Below are 17,395 nucleotides of genomic sequence, written 5' to 3' on the forward strand. Positions count from 1 at the left end.
GTCTCATGCCCGGCGCAGCATCCGCTCCACGCGAACACGGTGGAAACCGTGCGAATGGACTTGCTGGCGGAGCTGCCTGATGTCGTTGACGCCGAACGCCACCGCCGCTTTCAGCGGGCTGGCGAAGGTGGCGTAGAAGGTCCAGCGCGAGCCGGCAGGTAGCGTGGGATTTTGCCGGCGGTCGGTGATGACGACGTCGCGCGGATCGCTGCTGTTGCGGAAGGCGTGAAAGGTGAACCAGTCGGGCCGGCGATAGCGCGCCGCCTTGCTGAAGGGCACCGACTGGACTTTCACATCGGTCTGGTCGAGCACCCAATCGCGCTGCTCCAGAATCTGGCGCACCATATGGCCGACCATCTGCTTCACGCGGTCGGCCAAGACCTCTTCGCGGAATTCCGCCAGGAGCTGCTCCTCGATGCCTTCGACGGCGGGCTTGCCCAGTTCGGACGCCGTTTCCAGCCGGGCGACGTTCTCCGGCCGGATGAGGGAGGCCCAAATGCGCTGGCCAAGCTCGGTCGCGTAGAGCGACGCAAATTTCTCGGGGTTATAGGCAAACATGACAGGGCCTCCTTTACCGGGCAAATATGGCCGGTTATAAGCAGCTGTCAATGGCGAGCGACGCCGGTTCCATAGGGGGAGGATGGGTTGGATTTCGAAGATCTCGTGACGGCCCTCGCGCCACCGCCGAACCGGGTCGGAAAATCGGACGGGCCTGACGAACACCATCTCTACGAGGGCGCCGTCATGGTCGCCTACGCGATGCATCTGCTCCGCGCACAGGGCGCGCGCGACGTCCGCATCCATCCCGACGGCGAACACGGAAAGCAGTTCGACTTCGCGGCCTGGCTCGGGCGGCGCGACTTTACGAAGATCTCCAGCCTTGGCAGCACGACCTACGGTGGGGTCTATCGAAACCCTGCTGGTCAGACGATCACCGTCCATCCCAAGTCGGGGCTCGGCGACGTCGTCGCCGAGGTTGGCAATCAGATCATTTCGGCTGAGTGCAAGGGCGGCATCATCAACACGCGGCACCCGGGCCAGGTCTCACGGCTCTACCGCGGCCTTTGCGAGACGGTCGGGTTGCTGATGGCGACGCCATCGCGGGGTCGTCAGATCGCCGTGGCGCCGCTGACCGACAGCACCTTGCGCCTGGCCGAGCGACTGGCGTCGCGCTGCGCATTGGCGGGGATTGAGATCGCGCTTGTCGGCAGCCGCGGCGAGGTCATGGACGTGAAACCGGCGGAGATCGCCGGACTGACGGCGGAAAGGGTCGACGGATGAGAAGGGTATTGACGGTCGGGCTGACCTACACGGGCGATGCGATCGAAGGAGTGGAGATCGAGAACCTCGGCCTTTGCCGGCCGGAAGTGGATCGTGCGCGGGCCGCTTATCCTCTCTACGAGTATGACACGATCATCATCAACCCGGAGAGTTACACGCATTTCCTGTTCGGCAAGGCCGGAGAGTTTTCGAACGAGCTTTACGAGCTGGGCAAGCTGAAGGGGCAGAACGACAGTTACGACCTCGACTCTGCCTTCGATGGCGAGGACCGGCGCAAGGAGATGGAGGCGGCGATCGCCGATGGCGCGACCGTCATCTGGTGCCTGTCCGAGCCGAAGCGGGTGAACTTTTTCGGCTATCGCGAGACCCATCTCGGGTATGTGGCGTCGAAGGTGGCGAGCTTCGTGAAGCGCTCGGAGCTTCTCGTGAAGAAGGGGCGCAGGATGGGTCCGGTTGATCCGGACAGCCCCTTTGCTCGCTATTTCGAGGTGCTGTCACGCACCGGCGGCTGGACGCTGTGCCTGTCCGATCCTGGCGAAGGCTACGCCTCGATCGCCGCGACGCCCGAGGGCTATAGCCTGGGCGGTCAAGTCACGCTCGGGACCACGACGGGCTGGCTGCTGACGCCGCCGACATCGCAAGACGCCGAGAACCAGCTCGTTCGCGACAGCCTGGCGCTGGAGAAGGCCGACCCTGCGCATGAGAAGTACCACGGCATCTTCCTGAGCCACACCGGCGTCGACAAGCCTTTCGTGCGTCAACTGCGCAAGGATCTGCTCGCGCATGGCGTGGAGCGCGTGTGGCTGGACGAGGCGGAAATTGACATCGGGGATTCGCTGATCGCCAAGATCGAAGAGGGCATGAAGCTGAGCCGCTACATCGCCGTCGTTCTTTCCAAGAAGTCGATCGGCGCGCCTTGGGTGAAGAAGGAACTCGATGTGGCGATGAACCGCGAGATCGCGAGCGGTGAGGTCGTGGTGTTGCCGCTGCTTTATGAGGAGTGCGAGCTACCGGAGTTCCTGAAGGGCAAGCTCTACGCCGACTTCTCAAAGCCCGAGGAGTATGAAGCCGTGCTGGCCAAGCTCCTGCGACGGCTTCGGATCGGCTGATGAGTGAGGCGGCGACCGGCCCTAGTAAGGCGATGATCTCCGCGATATCGGACCTCTGGCGGCTGCGTCCGCCGGGGCCCGATAACATCCTCGCATATCCAGCCTTCGAGCGACTGCGCGAAGCCTGTCGAGACGGCTATCCAAACGCCGGCAAGAAGGGACCGGCTTTCGCACTCTCGACCGCCTTGCGGGCTCTGGGTCTTCCCTGTGGGCTGCAGAAGGAGACGCTCCATCTTTCCTTGCCGGTAGAGGAGGCGGCAAAGGACCTCGATGCGGCGATGAGGGCGACCCATGCCAAGCGCATCCACCTCGTGCCGCTCGACTTGGCTGCTGACCTGCCGTCGATTGCGTTCGGCTCGGCGAGGTTGGGCCGGCTGACCGCGGACGAACTGCGGACCCTGGTCGATGAGACCAGGCTGAAGCGGCTCTATCCGCGGCAGGACTTCGACGCCGCGCGTTTTTCTGAGTTCCACTGGCTGGTTGTCGAGGAGGCGGTAGCGCTCGAGCACGAACCCGAGGCACGCGCTGTCCCGGTACTGTTCATGGACCTCAGCCGGGACCTGGGGCAGATCGAACCCCATAAGGGACGATTTCCTGGCGCGGTCGAAGAGGCGCTGTTCTTCCTGCTGCTGGCGCCGTGGGAAAGCTGGTCGACCATGGCGGAGGTCGACTGGCGCGGCTTCCGGGTCCCGTGGGTCTACACCGTCGACAGCGACATCTTCGTTCGCCCTAACACGCCCCCGTCGCCCGATACGCTGAGCTGGGAGGATCGGATCTACGACGACGGCTACGGCGGGACTTATGAGGAGGAACGACCGGTCGAGCTGCGCCTCGACGACGACGTCGCAAACGAATTGCCGGTCTGGGACCAGAGCCGCTGGGCGATCGTCGAGCAGGCGAAGCAATCGATTCTGTTCGAAACGCCGATCCCGCACTTCCTGGTCCGCGCGTTCCTGGCGGAAGGCGTCGACGAATTCCTGGCGCATATCACGACGGTTGAAGCGGCGCTGGGCCTGCGCGCCGACTATCAGAAGAGCTTCCGAGTGGCGCCCGACAGGCACAAGAGATTGCGCGCCACCGATAAGATGCGAGGCCGTGTCGCCGGTCTGCTGGGCGGTCGTAGCTACGCCGACCAGTACGAGCGGCTGTTCGACCTGCGCAGCGCGTTCCTGCACGGACGGGCGATGACGGCCATTTCGACCAAGGAACGGGTCATGGCCCGGTCGCTGGCTCGGCAGGTGGTGGAAGCGCTGATCCTCACCACCCAGGCCGGGCCTATCTCCTCGCGCGAGGACTTTCTCGACGGCCTGCTCGATAAGGGTGCGCCTCTCCTCTAGCCGGCATCACCAGCCCCGGTTGAAAACTGTCAGAAAACTGCGTATATTTCTGACAGGAGAATCGCGATGCAGCGCTTGACCGAACAGATCCTTGAGCACGCGCAGCGGCTGCCGGAAGGCACGCCCGTCGCGGCTAAGAGCTTGCTCCACCTTGGCAATCGTGCCGCGGTGGATCAGGCCTTGTCGCGCCTTGCTGAGCGGGGGCAACTGATTCGAGCCGGACGCGGCGTGTATCTGCTGCCGGTCACGAGCCGGTTCGGCACCCGGGCGCCGTCTGTAGAACAGGCGGTCGAGGCGCTGGCCGCCCAGCGCGGAGAGGTCATCGTCTCAAGCGGTGCGGCCGCCGCCAACAGCCTCGGCCTTACGACGCAGGTGCCGGTCCGATCTGTCTATCTGACGTCGGGACGGACCCGGAAGATGAGCCTCGGCAAGCAGATCGTAGAGCTTCGCCACGCTCCCCGCTGGCAGCTCGCCATGGCGCATCGGCCAGCGGGACAGGCGGTGCGAGCATTGGCCTGGCTCGGCCCGGAAAGGGCCGAGTCGGCCCTCCAGACCCTGAAGCGCAAGCTTCCACCCGCCGCCTTCAGTGAGTTGGTGGCGGCCGCGCCTCAGCTTCCGACCTGGCTCGCGCGCAGCGTGGGGAAGGTCGCGCATGGCTGACGCCTTCCTCCTCCTTCCGGCCGAGGATCGCCGGGAAGCCTTGAGCGTCGCCGCCGACCGCTCGGGCCGACCGGCGCATCTGCTGGAGAAGGATGCGTGGGTGGTGTGGGCGCTCTCGACGCTCTACGGCTCGCCGCTGGGCGAACACCTGGTCTTCAAGGGCGGCACTTCGCTGTCGAAGGCCTACGGTGTCATCCGGCGGTTTTCCGAGGACGTCGATCTGACATACGACATTCGTGCGCTCGCCCCCGACCTCGTCGGAGACAACGGCGAGGCGCTGCCGAAGACGCGAAGCGAGGAAAAGCGTTGGACGAGCGCCGTGCGCGAACGCTTGCCGCAATGGGTGGCGGAAGCCGTTCAGCCGGTCATCGCTTCGGCGCTGGCAACCGGTCCCCTGACCGCGGCGATCCGGGTCGATGGTGAGAAGCTCTTCATCGATTATGAGGCGACGACGGCAGGCTCGGGTTATGTGGCCCCGAGTGTCATGCTCGAATTCGGCGCCCGCTCGACGGGCGAGCCCGCGAGCCTGAGAGATGTCACCTGCGATGCGGCCGGCCTGATCGATGGTGTCGACTTCCCAACGGCTCGGCCGAGGGTCATGCATGCGGAGCGGACCTTCTGGGAGAAGGCGACCGCGATCCATGTCTTCTGCCTTCAGGAACGGCTGCGCGGTGATCGTTTCGCGCGTCACTGGCATGACGTGGTGCGTCTCAACGAAGCCGGATTTGCGACCGCTGCCTTCGCGGATCGCGAGCTGGCCAACGCCGTTGCCCGCCACAAGGCGATGTTCTTCGCCGAGAAGGCCGCAGACCGCTCTCAGATCGACTATGCCGCAGCCGTGAACGGCGGCTTGCAGCTCGTCCCGGCTGGCGACGGGGCGAGCGCCCTCGCAGAAGACTATGCGCAGATGGTCGACGATGGGCTCCTCCTCGAGGAAGCCGAACCGTTCGATGTGCTCATGGCGCGCTGCGCCGAGATAGCTGCAAGTGCGAACGGAGCGGCAAACATAGAGGGGGGAGGTTGATGCGGATCAAAGGGGTCGAAATCGAGAACTTCCGACTTCTGCGAGATGTCGCAGTGGGCTTGGAAGATCGCACTACGCTGATCGTAGGACGAAACAATAGCGGGAAGACCTCGATAGCAGAGCTGTTCCGACGACTTCTCGGCGATAAGTCACCCTCATTCAGGGTGGAGGATTTTTCCCTGGGTTGCCACGAGCGCTTCTGGACGGCGTTCGAAGTCTTTCAAGCGGGAGCCTCTGCGCCCGACGTCATTGTACTGCTCCCATCGATCAAGGTCACGATCGACATCAGCTATGATATCAACGCTCCAGATCTCGGCCCGCTGAGCGACTGCATCGTCGATCTCGATCCGAACTGTAGCGAGGCAAGGCTCGTCCTCACCTATGGCCCTCGGCCAACCGCGCCGGCAACGCTTTTCGCTGACCTAGCGGTCGGTGAGGATGTTGCGGCCAACCGTCTAGCCTTGTTTCGGGCACTGGGCAGTCGCGTGCAAAGTGCCTACGCGGCGTCGTTGGAGGCGGTCGATCCCAATGACCCGACCAATCGAAAGTCGCTGGAGCCAAAAACGCTCACGGCGCTGGTTCGGGGCGGCTTCATCAATGCGCAGCGCGGCCTCGACGACGACACGCACCGCGAGCGGGATGTGCTCGGAAAAGTCGTTGAGGTGCTCTTTCAGTCGGCTCTCACCGATCCCGTCGATCCCGAGAAGCGGACGACGGCCGAGCAGCTCAAGGCGGCCGTTGAACAAATTCAGGGTGATCTGCACGCCGGCTTCAACGCGAAGCTCACCTCGCTTCTGCCGACGTTCGACCTGTTCGGCTATCCCGGGCTCTCCGATCCCGGCCTCGTTACCGAGACCAGCTTCGATGTCGACAAGCTGCTGAACGATCATACCAAGGTTCGCTACGTCGGCGTCAACGGCATGACTCTGCCCGAAACCTACAATGGGCTCGGCGTGCGCAATTTGGTCTACATGCTGCTCCAGCTACTGCGGTTCTTCCGCGAGTATCAGGCCACACCGACGGCCGCTGGTGTGCATTTGATCTTTATCGAGGAACCGGAAGCACACCTGCATCCTCAGATGCAGGAGGTCTTCATCCGGCAGCTCGATCAGATCACTAGCGCCTTCGTCGCTCAGCTCAATGAGAACAGGCCCTGGCCGGTCCAGTTCGTCGTAACCACCCACTCTCCACATATGGCGAACGAAGCGCGCTTCGAGGCCATGCGCTATTTCCTCTCTGTACCGGATGGGGAAGGCATGCGCCGTTCGGTCGTGAAGGACTTGCGTAAGGGCATGGGTGGCGCGACCGAGCCCGATCGCGAATTTCTGCATCAGTATTTGACCCTGACGCGATGTGATCTGTTCTTCGCCGACAAGGCGGTCCTGATCGAGGGCACGGCGGAGCGGATTCTGCTCCCCGCAATGATCCGCAAGACCGACAGCGCCGCCGCTGGTCAACCGCAGCTCGGAAGCCAGTATCTCACGGTGATGGAGGTCGGCGGCGCCTATGCGCACCGCTTCTTCGATCTCCTATCGTTCCTAGAACTGCGTACCCTCATCATCACCGACATCGATGCAGTGAAGCCGAACGACGGCGGAAAGCGTGTCGCCGTGCCTGTGGCGGAGGGCGTGTTCACCAGCAACGGGTGCTTGAAAGCCTTGTTCGGCGACGACGTTTCGCCGGAGGTTCTGCTGGGAAAGACTGCGGCTGAGAAGACAACTGGCATTCGGCGCATCGCCTTTCAGATACCGGAAGCCCAGGGCGGACCGTGTGGCCGGAGCTTCGAGGACGCCTTCATCCTGGCCAATCCTGCACGCTTTCCCCTTGACGACGGCGACCGCGCGCTTGCGGCCTATGCGCTGGCTAGTGACCAGAAGAAGTCGACCTTCGCGCTGGAGCACGCGATCGAGCAGACCGAATGGAATGTTCCCCGATATATTGCCGAGGGACTGCGCTGGCTGGCGGAAGGTAATCCCGCCCCCGCGGAGCCGGTCCCGCCGGTCGCGGTCGAGATCGTTGCTGACGCCGCAGGCGTCGCGGTGAACGTGGCCGAGGTTGGCGACAATGGCTGAGGAAGCGGAAAATCCCGCAGACGCCGCCGGGCGTGTCGCCCTTGAGCGGATGTTCGCTTGTCTCGATGAGGGGCGCAGCTTCCGTCTGGAGGCAGGCGCTGGTGCTGGAAAAACCTATTCGCTCGACAAGGCGCTTCGTCGCCTGATCGATCGCCGGGGCTCGGAGCTTCTTCGCCGGGGTCAGCAAGTCGGCTGCATCACCTACACCAACGTTGCCAAGGACGAGATCATCTCCCGCATCCAAGCTCATCCGGCGGTGCGCCCTGAAACGATCCATGGCTTTTGCTGGTCCATTCTGCAGGACTTCCAATCGACGCTCCGCGCGCTTGTGCCCGCTCTTGAGGGGTGGGCGGAGCGTCTCGAACCTGTTGGCGGCATTGGAGCGCGCCGTGTCCACTACGAACTGGGATATCCCAGCGTCGGCGACCATCAGGTGACACTTCGGCATGACGACGTTCTGGCGCTGATGATGCAGACGCTTGCCTATCCGAAATTCCGATCGGTCCTGACGGCGCGTTATCCCATCCTGCTCATCGACGAATACCAGGACACTGACGCCGGTTTCGTCGATGCGATCAAGGCCTGGTTTCTGGACACGGGCCAAGGTCCGCAGCTCGGCCTGTTCGGCGATCACTGGCAAAAAATCTATGGCGAGGGCTGCGGCCTGGTCGAGCACGCGGTGCTGGAAGTGATCGACAAGAACGCGAATTTCCGATCCACGGACCCAATCGTCCAGGTTCTCAATCGAATGCGGCCGGCGCTGCCGCAAATGGTGCGTGATCCTGCCATGCCGGGCGAAGCGCGCGTGTTTCACACCAATCTCTGGCCTGGCGTCAGGCGAACCGGACAAGGCGGCGGGCACTGGACCGGCGATACAAGCCCCGAGGCGGCCAAGGCGTATTTCGCGCACATCAAGCATCGACTTGCGGCCGAGGGCTGGGACCTCGGGGTCGGGAAAACCAAGATTCTCATGCTCAGCCACAGCGTCCTTGCGCGCGAGCAGGGCTATGCGAGCATCCCGCCGATCTACGGCCAGTTCAACGATCCCTGGCTGAAAAAGGACGATCCCCACATCAAGTTTCTAGCTGATCAGTTGGAGCCGGCCTGCGCCGCCTTCGAGGCGAAGTGCTATGGCGAAATGTTCGGATGCTTCGGAACCGGAACGCCTAAAATCCAGAAGCAAGCGGACAAGGTGGCGTGGTCGGATGCTATGACTGCACTGATCGCGCTGCGAACGTCGGGGACGATCGGCGAGGTTGTCGATTTCATCGCCGCTCAGCCGCGCATGCGGCTACCCGAGCCTGTGGAAGAAGCGGAACGACGACTGGCCGACGCCGGCGCCGAGCCGATGGAAGGGGAGTCCCGCCGCGTCACCCAGCTTCGGAAGTTGCGTGCGGTCCCCTATACTGAGCTGATCGCCCTCGATCAATTCATCGACGGACACACACCCTTTGCCACCAAGCACGGCGTGAAGGGCGCGGAGTTCGAGAACGTGTTGGTGATCGTCGGTCGTGGGTGGAACAAATATAATTTCGGCCAGATGCTCGAATGGATCGAGCCTGGTCCGCCCGCCGACAAGATCGAGTTCTTCGAGAACAACCGCAATCTGTTCTACGTGGCATGCTCCCGGCCCAAAGTCCGCCTAGCGATCTTGTTTACGCAGGTGCTCAGTGCAAATGCGATGGCGCGGCTCACGGCTTGGTTCGGGGCCGACAACATTGTCGCCTTGCCGGCCGACCCGGCGGCAGTGCCGGCATGAGCCTGGACCTGCTCGATTTTGCCGGCATTGAGGAGGCTGACGCTCAGCATGTTCGAGCCGCGATCCAGCGCGGCGACAACTTCCAAGGCTACATTCCTTCGGACGCGCTCGATTTCATCGTACGCAATTATCGCGCGCTCGGCCGGTTGCAGGTTTTGGAGCCGGCATGGCTCGATTGCTATGTCCACTCGTCGCACTTCAGCGCCTATGGGATCGAGACGATCAAGGCGATCTTCGATGTTTGTGATCGGCAGCGGCTGCGCACGCTCAAGCCTCTAACGCAGATCACAGGCGACCGCGCGACGCTGTTTCGAGGATGCGCAGGGCCCGTCCACACACTGGGAATGTCGTGGACCTCCTCTCTCGATAAGGCGATCTGGTATGCCGCTCATCACGCCTCGTACTACGATCTCGCCGATTGTGCGGTTTACGTCACCACCATCTCGGTCAGCGAAATCTATTGCTGCTTGGACCACTACGACCACGACTGTATCGCCCATCCGAGCTCAGCATGGCGTGTGGATGTTCCGGCTGAAGAGTTCCGATTAGACAGACCTCGTTGACGCCGCCGCGGACCGGGGCGTCATGCTCGCGTATGAGAGAAGACTCTGCTATTGGAGTGACGGTACTTTCTGAAGGTTGCGAGTGGAGCACGGCTTGGCCTGCGGCGATCCTTGGGAACCCAATCGGCAGCGATAGATGCCGAAACCACGCAAAAAATTTTCAAGGGAATTTACCTTTAAAATCAAAACCGTAGGATCTTGACGGCCCGAGGGTCGGCTTTCGATGCTGCGGATAAGAAAAAACCCAGTTAGATCAATGACCTAACTGGGCTGAAAACAATTGAGTGGGAATAGGGGAAACGGCGGCGTAGTAGCGGATGGCAGGAGATCGCTAGACGGCGCCCCGTAGATCTGCCGTTCCGCCGGGCGTGTCCCGCTTTCCGAACAGCGGCCGCACGCCTTCGACTACGGCTCCTTCTTGAACAAATCCTGGAAGATGAGCTGGCCCCAAATGCGGTCGCGTGCATGCACCAGCGCGCCGCCCTCGTCGAGCTTTCCCAGCTTGACGGGTGCGAACCCGAGTTGTCTGGCCAAGGACGCCACGGAAGCGGTCGCGTCCTCATCGTCGCTCGACAGAAAGACGACCCGGTGGCCGCCCTCGACGACCGGATCGGCAGCCAGAGTGGCCGCAACCAGGTGATTGAAACCCTTCACGAGCCTGGCGCCGGTGAACGCCTTCGCCACGAAGGCGGAGGACGGGAAACCGTCCAGCTCCTCGAGGGAAACCAACGCGTTCATTGCGTCGATGATCGTCTTGCCTTTCCAATTCGGCAGTGCCTTCGCAACCTCGCGATGCTCCCCGAACGGGACCGCCAGGATGATCGTGTCGGCCTCGAGGGCATCCCGCAGCGGCTTGGCGACGACTGTGGGTCCAATCGCCCGAGCCTGTGGCTCCAACGCCTCGGGGGCCCGCCGGCTCGCGACGGTCACCTCGATGTTTTTGCGGGCGAAGGCCCGGGCGAGGGCCTGGCCCACCTTACCGAATCCTATAATCGCATAGCTCATGATACTTCTCCGATCCCAATTGATGTGTCGGTGTCCCGCCGCGAATGCTTGCGCGACCAGACTGACTGTCAGCGTGGAAGTCATTCCGACATGGACATGCCAGTGTCCGCCGATCAGTCGCTTCCCGTGATCCGGCGCGCTGTCAGATGGCCGAGAACCCGCCGTCGACGGACAGCTCCACCCCGTTCACGAAGCTGGAATCGTCAGAAGCAAGAAACACCGCGACCGCCGCAATTTCCTCGGGACGCCCCATCTTTCCCCGCGGGATCAGGGTTTCGAACATCCGCTTTGCTTCTTCGGTGAGAACTTGGTCCTGCATCGGCGTGGCGATCGGCCCCGGGCTCAGCACGTTCACCCGGATATTCCTGCCCTTCAATTCGTTGAGCCAGGTGCGTGCGAAGGAACGCAACGCCGCCTTGCTCGCCGCATATACGCCGTAGCCGGGAAAACCTTTCACCGAGGCGACTGACCCGGTCATGAAGATCGACCCGTCATCGTTGAACAGCGGGAGCGCCTTCTGGACCGTAAACAGCGTACCGCGTGTGTTCAGGCCGAAGGCCGCATCGAAATGCTGCTCGGTGATCTCGCCCAGCGGAACGGCTTCGCCTGTACCAGCGCTTGCGTACAGGACGTCGATCCTGCCCTTTTCCCGCCTGACTGTGTCGAACAGGCGGTCGAGGTCGTCCAGATCGGCCGCGTCGCCGCGCACGCCGGTTACGTTCCGGCCAATCAGCCTAACGGCCTCGTCGAGTGCCTCCTGCCTCCGGCCCGTGATGAAGACATACGCGCCTTCTTCGACGAAGCGCCTTGCGCTCGCCAACGCCATGCCGCTCGATCCACCCGTGATGACTGCAATCTTACCGTCCAACTTTCCCATGACTTCTCCTTCTCAGGCTCCGTCTTTGGTCGTGTGGGGAGCCCCCGAGAACCTCAACATGGGTCTGTTGGAGCTGAGCGTTGAGTGGGGAAGCGCGCACATCGGTGGTGCGAAAACGATCCGGCTGGACGGCTGACACCAGCTGCGGCGATCACTATCTGCCGGTCGAAATTGAGCTGCGTTCGCTGATACGGGCTATAATGACCGCCCATATTGATGTTTGATGTGTTCGGTACGGCTTTGGAAGGCGCACCCCGGTGGTGCTGGATTGCACCATGATCGACTGGGACGACATTCGCTATTTTCTTGCCGTTGCGCGCAGAGGCTCGGTGCGGGCTGCCGCTGAGCATCTCGGGGTGAACCACTCGACCGTGCTGCGACGCGTCGCCCAACTGGAGGAACGGCTGGGGGCGCAGATGTTCGAGAAGCTGCCTTCAGGTTACCGCCTGACGGTTGCGGGGGAGGAGGTCCTCGAACTCGCTGGTCAGATGGAAGCGTCGTCGCACCAGTTGGAGACGCGCGTCTTTGGCCGCGACCAAAGTGTGCGCGGGCTTCTGCGGGTGACGTTGGCGCCGACGCTTGCGACACACCTGCTCATGCCGGATTTCTCGGATTTCGCGTGCCTGTATCCGGACATCGAGATGGAAATCTTGTCGTCCGGCGAGCTGGCAAATCTGACCAACCGAGAGGCCGATGTCGCGATCCGTGTCGTCTACGACCGCAAAACCCTTCCGCTCAATCTTCACGGCCTGAAGGGGCCGGATGTCTTCGGAGCCATCTACATGTCCCGCGATCGACTAGCAGCGTGGCGTGCGGGCGTGCCTGATCCCGTCCGCTGGATCGTCATCAGCATGCATGGCATCCCGGACTGGGTCCGCGAGGGGGAGGTGCGCGCCGCCGAGGTTCCGTTCAGGGTCACGGATGCCGGGGCGCAGATCGCCGCGGTGCGGCAGGGGCTCGGGATGACGACGCTGCCGTGCTTCGTCGGAGATGCAGACCCCATGCTGGTGAGGGTGCCGGGTACCGACCTGCACATGTACGGAACGCTCTGGCTTCTCACACAGGGGGAGACGCGCAAGACCAAGCGCGTGCGGCTCTTCACGGAGTTCGTCTCCAGCAGGCTTGCTGCATATTCTTCGCTTCTCGCCGGTCTGTCCCTATCGCGCGACTGACGCGAGGGCTCGCCGGCGAGGTTTGCGCAAGGCGTTCGACATCAGACCCGATTTCGGCGACGCTTTGCCATCGGCTCATGCGCCAGCGGCGCGGTGATCACCACTGCCGATTTCAGTCGAGCCAAGCAGGAGATTGTCCAATGGCGCTCGAACTCATCAACCCGGATGATCTGCCGGTTCCCGAGATGTACACCCAGGTTGTCGTTGCGACAGGATCCCGGCTGGTCTTCATCTCAGGCCAGCAGCCCGAGGATATCCACGGCAAGCTGGTCGGGCATGGCGATTTTGCGGCGCAGGCGCGCCTGGCCTTCGCCAATCTCGGCCGGGCACTCCGTGCCGCCGGGGCACGGCCCGGGCACGTCTGCAAGATCACGATCTACATTGTCGATTATAACCGCGATGAACACGTTCCGATCATCGAACAAGCGCAGATTTCGTTGTTCGGAGATCACAAACCGGCGAATGTGGTTGTCGGGGTGGCGATCATGTCTCCGGGTTACCTCATAGAAGTCGACGCGATCGCGGTCATTGACGAGGTCGTCACACGCTAATCGCCGTGGAAACTTCGCCGCTCACGGATAGTCACCTGTCCCCATCCTGCGAGCGGAAGGGGCGGACCGCTTTGAAACCGGTGCGTTCAGTCAGGCGACTTCACGCGCGAACTTACCCGGCGGGCAACCGAGGCGTTTGCGAAAAGCAGTGCTGAAGGCGCTGGCGGATTCATAGCCAATTTCATCGGCGATCCGATCCAGGGATTTTACACCACGCATGAGCGCGTCCTTTGCGATCGCCATGCGCCAACGTGCCAAATATTCGATTGGCGCACATCCCAAGACCTCCCCGAACCGTGCGGCGAAACCCGACCGTGACATGCCGGCCATCCTTGCGAGATCGGCAACGGTCCAACTCGCACGAACGTCAGCATGGATCGCTTGCAGCACTCGGGCGAGAGCTGGGTCCCGCATGCCGCTGAGGAGACCTGGAGGCATCGCCCGATTGCCGATGCTGCGCCAGCGAAGGGCCTCGACCAGCAGCGCTTCGAGCATGCGATGGACAATCAGCTCCTTGCCCGGATAATCGGTCGCACATTCCTCGGCGAGCAGGTCGATGAGACGGCCGAGCCGTGTCGTCCGTCCCTCCGAAGCCGGGATGTGAATGAGGCCGGGCAACAATGCCAGCAGGAGCGGTGCATTCACGCGCTCGAATGCGAAGGTGCCGCCCAGGGCAACAAGGTCGGGTGCGCCTTCCGGTTCGCCATGCCGGATCGCTTCGTTTCGCGGCTCCACCGGAATGCAGTCGATATCCGGTTCGCTGGACAAGGAGAATGCAGGCGTCGTCGGAAGGAGTACGAAATCGCCCTGTGCAAGCCGGAGCGGCTCTTCGCCATCGAATCTCAACCAGGCCTGCCCTTCCAATAGGATTGTGAACCCGGGCGCGTCATGAGCCCGATAGCTCACGCCCCAGCGGCCGCGCGCAGTGATCGGCTTGGAGATGGCGGCAGTCGGCCGGAGCAGGCCTATGATGTCGCTGAGCGGATCCATTCTGGACGATTGATAAATATTTTTGGATATTTAATTATATATCGTCCAAATCGGCTTGTCTATCTTGGGACGTCAAATGCAAGGAGATAGGCACTATGGACAAGACGATCCTCATCACCGGCACCTCCTCGGGCTACGGCAAGGCGACTGCCGAGCATTTCCTGCAGAATGGCTGGCATGTCATCGCTGCGATGAGACGCCCCGACCCGACCCTTCTTGGCGGTCAATCCGAGCGGCTGCGCGTATTGCCGCTGGATGTCACCGATGAACGGAGCATCGCTGCGCTGGTGGACGCTGCGGGCCCGATCGATGTACTCGTGAACAATGCCGGCGTGGGCGGTGTGGGCGCGTTCGAAGCCATGCCGATGTCGCTGATCCGCCAGTTCATCGAGACCAACACGATCGGTGTCATGGCCATGTGCCGGGCACTCATCCCGCAAATGCGTGCACGTCGTGCGGGTACCATCGTCAACGTGACATCGAGCGTAACGCTCGGCGAGTTTCCGCTCGCTGCCGCCTACACCGCGTCCAAGCAGGCAGTCGAAGGGTTCTCGGGCTCGCTCGCTCATGAGCTCGGTCATTTCGGGGTGCGGGTCAAGCTCGTCGAGCCCGGCTATGCTCCGACCACCCGGTTCGGCACCAATGCCATCGTGCCGGTCGAGGATTTGCTCCCGGGGGACTATACCGAGTTTGCGCGGCCAATTCTCGAGGCCTTCGCGAAGCCGGCCATGACAACGCGGGAGAGCGACGTTGCCCAGGCTGTGTGGGCCGCTGTCCACGACACCTCCGGCCGGCTCCGTTTCCCTGCTGGGGCGGATGCCGTAGCTTTGTCGCAAGCGGACTGACCGGGTTTCGCCCCGGGCTTTGGGCGGGAACACGACGAGCGCCTGCCTTCTCGATGTTGCCTGTATGTGGGGCGACGCTCCGGGCCGTTGAAGGGGCAGGCCGCATCCCACGACGTCGGCATGCCGCTTCCTATAAGTTCAAAAACATTAGCATTGACTAATCAATTAGCGTTTGCTAATTGATTTTCATGACAGAGACAGCCGCCATCGATACCGTCATGCGCGCCCTGGCAGATCCCACGAGGCGCGCCGTGTTCGAGCGGATCGTCGGATGCGACGAGATCACCGTGGCCGAACTGACGCAGGGAAGCGGCGTCACGCAGGGCGCGGTTTCTCAGCATCTCAAGGCGTTGAAACAGGCGGGGCTCGTCGCCGAGCGTCCGGAGGGGCGGAAGGTCTATTACCGGGCCGAACCCGGCGGCCTCGAGCCGCTGGCCGACTGGATGAGCCATTACAGCCTGTTCTGGCGCCAGCGCTTCGCCAATCTCAGAACCCTCTTGAAGGAGATCGATCCGTGAATGATTCAGCCTTGAAGCCGGATACGCAGGCAATCGTGGTCGACGAGATCTTCCCGCATGCTCCGGAGATCATCTGGAAAGCGCTGACCTCGGGCGATCTCATCGCCCGCTGGATGATGGCGCCTGCCGATTTCGCTGCGGTGGAAGGACAGCGTTTCACCTTTCGCACCACGCCCGCCGGCGCCTGGGACGGCGTCATCCATTGCAGGGTGCTGGACGTGAAGCCAAACGAGCGTCTCGCCTATGCCTGGCAGGGCGGCGACGAGAGCAATGCGGGCTATGGATCGCGTCTCGATACGGTGGTGACCTGGACGCTGGAGGCCGCCAAAGGCGGGACGCGGGTTCGCCTCGTCCATGCCGGCTTCGTGATGCCCAGGAACGAGACGGCTTTCAGGAATATGGGCGAGGGTTGGAAGAAGGTCCTGCGCAACCTCGGCAACGTCGTGGCCGGCAGCAAGGACTGAGGCGAGGAGGACGAGATGAGCAAGGCCTATACCGGCGGATGCGCCTGCGGTGCGATCCGCTACGAGATCACTGCCGAGCCGGTGTTCAGCAATGATTGCCAGTGCCGCGACTGCCAGCGCGAAAGTGGCACGGGGCATCAGTCCCACCTGACCTTCCCGCGGCAGAATGTGGCTCTTACGGGGGAAGGGCGGCCCTGGGAGATGGTCGCCGACAGCGGCGTCAGGAAGACCCGCTATTTCTGTCCCACCTGCGGATCGCCGGTCTATCTGACCTTCTCGTCCATGCCGCAATTTTTCGCCGTCCGTGCCACGAGCCTCGACGAGCCGGGCCGCTACAAGCCACAGGCGGTGACCTATGCCAGCGGGGGGCATGCCTGGGACCACCTCGATCCAGATTTGCCGAAATTCGAGAAAATGCCGCCGCGGTGAGGAAACTGGCCGCCTAGCGCCAGGGTGGCGGCCATTAGCCGCCTGACGACCGAATACAATGCGGTTGACCATAGTTCTCTTTTTGTTCTAGTTACGGGTAGTGCCGGTCGAGAACGCGAGGTCATCATGCAGTTGGCGTTTGACTTCTATGGCGAGCTTCCGCGCGGGCCTTTACGAAGCGAAAGACTGTTCTTCGCGGTGTTTCCCGGCGTGGAGGATGCGCTTCGGATCGAACGGTTCAGACAGGATTTTCTCAAGGCGAACCCTCTCGGCGGCAGCATGTTGCGGCCGGACCGCTTCCACGTCTCACTCCACCATGTCGGCGACTTCAAGCGCCTCAAGTCACCGCGTACCTATGCGGCGGAATTGGCCGGCGATCTCGTGCAATTGCCTGCTTTCGAGATAACACTGCATGCCATCAAGAGTTTTGGTGCGTTCCCGAAGCCGGGCAGGGCGCTACGCTACCCCCTTGTCCTACTCGGCGAGGGCGCGGGCCTGTTAGAGCTCCATGAGACATTAGGCGCAGCCATGACCAAGTTCGGTATACGTGCCTTACCGGATTTCACGCCCCATCTGACCTTGTCCTATGGCGAGAGGCCAATATCGGAACAGCGGATCGACCCAATCCCCCTTCAGATCGAAGGTTTTTGCCTGGTTCACAGCAGGTTGGGCAAGACGGAATACCGGATCATCAAGCGCTGGCCCCTGAGCGAACCCAAGCCGCTGCTGCATTAACCCA

The 17,395-nt window shown here is 62.4% G+C and carries 19 protein-coding genes; 15 read left to right on the plus strand and 4 right to left on the minus strand.

Going from position 1 to position 17,395, the window contains the following annotated elements:
- Positions 1-3 precede the first annotated feature (3 nt).
- Positions 4-558 (minus strand): hypothetical protein, encoded by a 555-nt coding sequence (locus ACIGJE_RS16525; RefSeq protein ID WP_483678062.1) that lies wholly within the window; start codon positions 556-558, stop codon positions 4-6.
- An 87-nt stretch (positions 559-645) separates the two neighbouring features.
- Between ACIGJE_RS16525 and ACIGJE_RS16530 the strand changes: the two genes are divergently transcribed.
- From ACIGJE_RS16530 to ACIGJE_RS16565, 8 genes are all read left to right on the plus strand, one after another.
- Complete coding sequence (locus ACIGJE_RS16530) at positions 646-1,281, plus strand: hypothetical protein (protein WP_483678064.1); 636 nt, start codon at positions 646-648, stop codon at positions 1,279-1,281.
- An 8-nt stretch (positions 1,282-1,289) separates the two neighbouring features.
- Positions 1,290-2,390: a toll/interleukin-1 receptor domain-containing protein gene (locus ACIGJE_RS16535; RefSeq protein ID WP_483678066.1), complete on the plus strand. Its 1,101-nt coding sequence runs from the start codon at positions 1,290-1,292 to the stop codon at positions 2,388-2,390.
- The gene (locus tag ACIGJE_RS16540) at positions 2,390-3,727 is read left to right on the plus strand and encodes a hypothetical protein (protein ID WP_483678068.1); all 1,338 of its coding nucleotides are present in this window, start codon (positions 2,390-2,392) and stop codon (positions 3,725-3,727) included. Before ACIGJE_RS16535 ends, ACIGJE_RS16540 begins: the two co-directional genes overlap by 1 nt.
- 66 nt (positions 3,728-3,793) lie before the next feature.
- The gene (locus tag ACIGJE_RS16545) at positions 3,794-4,387 is read left to right on the plus strand and encodes a DUF6088 family protein (protein WP_483678070.1); all 594 of its coding nucleotides are present in this window, start codon (positions 3,794-3,796) and stop codon (positions 4,385-4,387) included.
- On the plus strand, positions 4,380-5,411 hold the full coding sequence (locus ACIGJE_RS16550; protein WP_483678072.1) for a nucleotidyl transferase AbiEii/AbiGii toxin family protein: 1,032 nt from the start codon (positions 4,380-4,382) through the stop codon (positions 5,409-5,411). Before ACIGJE_RS16545 ends, ACIGJE_RS16550 begins: the two co-directional genes overlap by 8 nt.
- Positions 5,411-7,483: an ATP-dependent nuclease gene (locus ACIGJE_RS16555; RefSeq protein ID WP_483678074.1), complete on the plus strand. Its 2,073-nt coding sequence runs from the start codon at positions 5,411-5,413 to the stop codon at positions 7,481-7,483. Before ACIGJE_RS16550 ends, ACIGJE_RS16555 begins: the two co-directional genes overlap by 1 nt.
- The gene (locus ACIGJE_RS16560; protein WP_483678075.1) at positions 7,476-9,242 is read left to right on the plus strand and encodes a UvrD-helicase domain-containing protein; all 1,767 of its coding nucleotides are present in this window, start codon (positions 7,476-7,478) and stop codon (positions 9,240-9,242) included. Before ACIGJE_RS16555 ends, ACIGJE_RS16560 begins: the two co-directional genes overlap by 8 nt.
- Entirely contained in the window at positions 9,239-9,805 is a 567-nt protein-coding gene (locus ACIGJE_RS16565) for a hypothetical protein (RefSeq protein WP_483678077.1), read from the plus strand. The genes ACIGJE_RS16560 and ACIGJE_RS16565 overlap by 4 nt, the downstream gene beginning before the upstream one ends.
- Positions 9,806-10,210: 405 nt before the next feature.
- Here ACIGJE_RS16565 and ACIGJE_RS16570 read toward each other — a convergent pair whose 3' ends face one another.
- Together ACIGJE_RS16570 and ACIGJE_RS16575 are read right to left on the minus strand one after the other, a co-directional pair.
- Positions 10,211-10,810 carry an NADPH-dependent F420 reductase gene (locus ACIGJE_RS16570; RefSeq protein ID WP_483678079.1) on the minus strand — a complete coding sequence of 200 codons (600 nt, stop codon included), beginning with the start codon at positions 10,808-10,810 and terminating at the stop codon, positions 10,211-10,213.
- A 142-nt stretch (positions 10,811-10,952) separates the two neighbouring features.
- Entirely contained in the window at positions 10,953-11,687 is a 735-nt protein-coding gene (locus ACIGJE_RS16575) for an SDR family NAD(P)-dependent oxidoreductase (protein ID WP_483678081.1), read from the minus strand.
- Between the two features lie 275 nt (positions 11,688-11,962).
- Here ACIGJE_RS16575 and ACIGJE_RS16580 point away from each other — a divergent pair, with 275 nt between their 5' ends.
- A complete protein-coding gene (locus ACIGJE_RS16580; protein WP_483678083.1) occupies positions 11,963-12,859 on the plus strand; it encodes a LysR family transcriptional regulator in 897 nt (298 codons plus the stop codon).
- Positions 12,860-12,999: 140 nt separating this feature from the next.
- On the plus strand, positions 13,000-13,410 hold the full coding sequence (locus ACIGJE_RS16585; RefSeq protein ID WP_440724726.1) for a RidA family protein: 411 nt from the start codon (positions 13,000-13,002) through the stop codon (positions 13,408-13,410).
- A 90-nt stretch (positions 13,411-13,500) separates the two neighbouring features.
- Here ACIGJE_RS16585 and ACIGJE_RS16590 read toward each other — a convergent pair whose 3' ends face one another.
- On the minus strand, positions 13,501-14,400 hold the full coding sequence (locus ACIGJE_RS16590) for an AraC family transcriptional regulator (RefSeq protein ID WP_483678085.1): 900 nt from the start codon (positions 14,398-14,400) through the stop codon (positions 13,501-13,503).
- Between the two features lie 95 nt (positions 14,401-14,495).
- On the opposite strand from ACIGJE_RS16590, the gene ACIGJE_RS16595 reads away from it, so the two are divergent.
- From ACIGJE_RS16595 to ACIGJE_RS16615, 5 genes are all read left to right on the plus strand, one after another.
- Positions 14,496-15,245: an SDR family oxidoreductase gene (locus ACIGJE_RS16595; RefSeq protein WP_483678087.1), complete on the plus strand. Its 750-nt coding sequence runs from the start codon at positions 14,496-14,498 to the stop codon at positions 15,243-15,245.
- Positions 15,246-15,433: 188 nt separating this feature from the next.
- Positions 15,434-15,763 (plus strand): ArsR/SmtB family transcription factor, encoded by a 330-nt coding sequence (locus ACIGJE_RS16600; RefSeq protein ID WP_149255089.1) that lies wholly within the window; start codon positions 15,434-15,436, stop codon positions 15,761-15,763.
- Positions 15,760-16,227 (plus strand): SRPBCC family protein, encoded by a 468-nt coding sequence (locus ACIGJE_RS16605; RefSeq protein ID WP_367622637.1) that lies wholly within the window; start codon positions 15,760-15,762, stop codon positions 16,225-16,227. The genes ACIGJE_RS16600 and ACIGJE_RS16605 overlap by 4 nt, the downstream gene beginning before the upstream one ends.
- 15 nt (positions 16,228-16,242) lie before the next feature.
- Positions 16,243-16,656 carry a GFA family protein gene (locus tag ACIGJE_RS16610; protein ID WP_483678089.1) on the plus strand — a complete coding sequence of 138 codons (414 nt, stop codon included), beginning with the start codon at positions 16,243-16,245 and terminating at the stop codon, positions 16,654-16,656.
- Positions 16,657-16,782: 126 nt separating this feature from the next.
- A complete protein-coding gene (locus ACIGJE_RS16615; RefSeq protein ID WP_367622638.1) occupies positions 16,783-17,391 on the plus strand; it encodes a 2'-5' RNA ligase family protein in 609 nt (202 codons plus the stop codon).
- Positions 17,392-17,395: the final 4 nt, after the last annotated feature.

The sequence above is a fragment of the Labrys sp. E2SS-1L genome, from assembly GCF_057073705.1.